The following is a 3,468-nucleotide window of genomic DNA, read 5'->3' as shown; positions in this document are numbered from 1 at the left end:
GTGGAGGTTACTTTGATGAAGCCCTTGGCATCTTCTGCCGTCCATCCTTTCTGCATCTCACCGTATTCGCCAAACTTGTTTTTCACAAGGTCATCTTTGCTTTCTACACCTACGGTAGAAAAGCAGAGCGGGTGAAGTTCGAGGATAGCCGTACCGTTTACGTTGCGTTGCGAGGATTCCAGCATGGCTTCGATGTCGCGCATTACTGGTTCCAGATATTGGCTTTCGTGCAGGAACATGCCATACCAGTTGGCTACCTGGTCCTTCCAGTATTGCTGCCATTTGCTCAAAGTGTACTTCTCGAGGAACTTGTGTGCTCCGATAATCAGCATAGGTGCGGCAGCTTCGAAACCTACGCGGCCTTTGATACCGATAATCGTGTCGCCTACGTGCATGTCGCGTCCGATACCGTATGCCGCACCAATCTCTTCTACCTTCTGGATGGCTTTGATGGGGTCGTCGAATGTCTCGTCGTTCACGGCTTTCAGCTCACCTTTTTCAAAAGTGAGGCGCAACTGCTCGCTGCCCTCTTTGGTGCAGTGTTTCAGATAGGCGCTTTCGGGCAACCCTTGCGCGGAATCCAGAATCTCGCCACCACAAATGGAAGTGCCCCACAAACCTACGTTATAGGAATATTTTAGTTTGGTGAAGTCGGCGGCAAAGCCGTGTTTGTTCAGATAATCAATCTCTTCCTGACGGCTCAGTGCCATGTCGCGTGTCAGCGTGATGATTTCCACGCCCGGAGCCATGACGAGGAAAGTCATGTCGAAACGAATCTGGTCGTTACCCGCACCTGTAGAACCGTGGGCGATGGCATCCGCGCCGATTTCGTTGGCATAGCGTGCAATGGCCAATGCTTGGAAGATACGTTCGGAACTTACAGAGATAGGATAGGTGCCGTTACGCAAAACATTGCCGAATACCATGTATTTCAAGCTTTTCTCATAGTATTCCTGCGTCACGTCGAGGGTGACGTATTCTTTGGCGCCCAGCTTGTAGGCATTTTCTTCGTTTGTCTTCAACTGTTCAGCACTGAAACCGCCCGTATTGGCACAAGCTGCATATACTTCGTACCCTTTTTCTTTGGTAAGATACATCACCGTAAACGAGGTATCCAAACCTCCGCTGAATGCGACTACTACTTTCTTCTTCTTTTCCATATCCTTAGTATTTTTATATTTTATCCTCTTCGTGCAGCTTCGGGTCGTAAAGCATTGCTGTGCAAATGCAGAATTTACGGTTCTTAGCTACCAATATATCATGGTTTATACAGCCTTCGCAACCTTTCCAGAACGATTCGTCATCGGTCAGTTCGTTGAAGGTGACGGGCACATATCCCAGCTCGGTATTCATTTTCATGACGGCAGCTCCGCTGGTGAGACTGAAAACTTTAGCATTAGGCCAGCGTAGGCGTGCCAGGCGGAAAGAAGCGGTCTTGATACGTTTTGCCAGCCCCAGTCCCCGATATTTGGGGTGTACTATCAAACCGGAGGTTGCTACATATTGCTTGTTACCCCAGCTCTCTATGTAGGTAAAACCGGCAAAATCATCTCCACACAAGGCTATGATGGCCTTTCCTTCTTTCATTTTAGTAGCTACGTATTCGTGTGTGCGTTCTGCGATGCCCGTTCCGCGTACCTTGGCAGCTTCCCGGATGGTATCCAAAATCTTGTCTACGTAAACTTCATGTGAGGCGTCAGCCACCATCACATCAATTTGTTTCGAATCCATTTCTTATTTAATTTCTTGTTTTTTGTTGTTATCTATCATTTAATGTTCGGGATGATTTGCGATAGGAAGCTGCGTACCTCGTCATGTGACGCTGCTTCGTGCACCACCAGCATGATGGTGTCATCTCCGGCAATGGTACCCAGAATGGCGGGACACTCTCGGTTGTCGATGTCGTAGGCCATGCTGCTGGCATATCCGGGCCGGGTACGGATGACGGCAATATTGCCCGAAAATTGAAGTGAAACGAATCCGCTTGTCATCAGCATTTCACTTGCACTCTGGTCGTTCGAACGTTTATACATGATGTTGTTGGGCAGCACATATACGTATTTACCGTTCATGTTCGCTGCTTTCGCTACTTTCAGCTGTTTCAAGTCGCGTGACAAGGTGGCTTGTGTCAGTTCAAAGCCTTCCTTGCTCAAAGCTTGCAACAGTTCTTCCTGAGAACTGACGTCTTTGCTTGAGATAATCATCTTGATGGCGTCTAACCGATTGGCTTTTTTCTTCATTTTCTGTATAATTATTCTAAGAGTAGTGCAAAATTAGGGATTATTTCGGAAAGAATATGCAAAAAGGAGAGCTTTTTTATTCTTTTTATACATCGGGTGTACTGTATATGTTGTTTTTGTTCTCTTTGTTGGAGTCTTGTTTGTTCTTTTACGTTATTGGAGATTGTTTCCGTATGTCTTTGGTAAATGTTGATATAATATAGAATAGATATGCAATTGTCAAATCTGACACCCTTTCAATCAAAAACTGTACAAAAATTATATGCATAGAAATAAAATCCCTCAGGTTTTTATGTTGGTCCCAGATTGTTACGTTGCCCCCCCCCTCTCTTATGGTCGGGAAACCGGAGGAGAGGAGGGATGAAATAAAAAAGGCTTAACTTCTAAAAGCTAAGCCTTTTCTGTCGGCTGCACTATCGAATTATCGAACAAGTTTATAGTGGATTTTGAGAAAATAATAGATTTTATTTTAGTTGTTTTAAAATAAAAAGCTATTTTTACGGTAAAAAAGTAATCATTATGGATTTATATACTACAATAGTAGGACTGTATTCGCAAAATAGACATGAAGTGCTAAGAGTAGTAAATACAGCTATCCATTCGAAATGTAATCTATCTGAAGGTATAGAGGTTATTCATACAGGGTTTTATTGTTTTACACATACGGGGAAAGAACTTGAATTCCTATATGATACACAATCTCAGATTTTGTATTTCCAAGGTTCTAACAGTAATGGGTATCATTTTCCTTTGGGAGTATTATTTCAAAGTAAGTGTTTACCACATATCATTAATTATCAGGGTTTGGTGAGAATGAGATTTTCTTTAATGCTTAATAATAATAGTTTTTTTTGTTATCAAGGGTATGATACAATTCAGCAATCATTTATAAACAAAGTGGTGTTATATTTTCCAATCACTACTTATACATATTTTATATTTCAAAAGTATGAGGGGTATCATGCTATAAAGATAAAACCTATGGAAATACCTTCTTTTACTTTTAAAGCGGGAAAGTTTTGTTTTTGACAACTGTTTTGTTATAGGTTTATATAATGGATTATCGAACAGAAAACGAGAATGAAGTTTTTAAGATTTTCCGCAGATTTACAGCGGTTTGTGAAGGTGAAAAAGAAAAAGCGACAACCGATTTTGCTCGTTTGTCGCCTTCTGTCGGAATGAGGCGACTCGAACGCCCGACCCCTACGTCCCGAACGTAGTGCGCTAC

General features: G+C 42.8%; 5 protein-coding genes. 2 read left to right on the top strand and 3 right to left on the bottom strand.

What is annotated here, in order from left to right:
• The 3 genes from BHV72_RS07015 to argR form a co-directional block, all read right to left on the bottom strand.
• On the bottom strand, window positions 1-1,160 hold a 1,160-nt coding region (locus BHV72_RS07015; protein WP_286855471.1), incomplete at its 3' end, for an argininosuccinate synthase.
• Window positions 1,161-1,173: 13 nt separating this feature from the next.
• Window positions 1,174-1,731 carry a GNAT family N-acetyltransferase gene (locus BHV72_RS07010; RefSeq protein WP_005825115.1) on the bottom strand — a complete coding sequence of 186 codons (558 nt, stop codon included), beginning with the start codon at window positions 1,729-1,731 and terminating at the stop codon, window positions 1,174-1,176.
• A 35-nt stretch (window positions 1,732-1,766) separates the two neighbouring features.
• A complete protein-coding gene (gene argR / locus BHV72_RS07005; protein WP_005825113.1) occupies window positions 1,767-2,240 on the bottom strand; it encodes an arginine repressor in 474 nt (157 codons plus the stop codon).
• A 519-nt stretch (window positions 2,241-2,759) separates the two neighbouring features.
• On the opposite strand from argR, the gene BHV72_RS07000 reads away from it, so the two are divergent.
• Window positions 2,760-3,269 carry a hypothetical protein gene (locus tag BHV72_RS07000; RefSeq protein ID WP_098031853.1) on the top strand — a complete coding sequence of 170 codons (510 nt, stop codon included), beginning with the start codon at window positions 2,760-2,762 and terminating at the stop codon, window positions 3,267-3,269.
• A 26-nt stretch (window positions 3,270-3,295) separates the two neighbouring features.
• Window positions 3,296-3,460, top strand: coding sequence for a hypothetical protein (locus BHV72_RS06995; protein WP_286855459.1), 165 nt, complete (start codon window positions 3,296-3,298; stop codon window positions 3,458-3,460).
• Window positions 3,461-3,468: the final 8 nt, after the last annotated feature.

The sequence above is a fragment of the Bacteroides sp. 43_46 genome, from assembly GCF_001915455.1.
In the GTDB taxonomy this organism is placed as follows: Bacteria; Bacteroidota; Bacteroidia; order Bacteroidales; family Bacteroidaceae; genus Bacteroides; species Bacteroides caccae.
The sequence above is the reverse complement of the archived record's forward strand: the minus strand, read 5'-3'. Positions and strand labels throughout refer to the sequence as shown.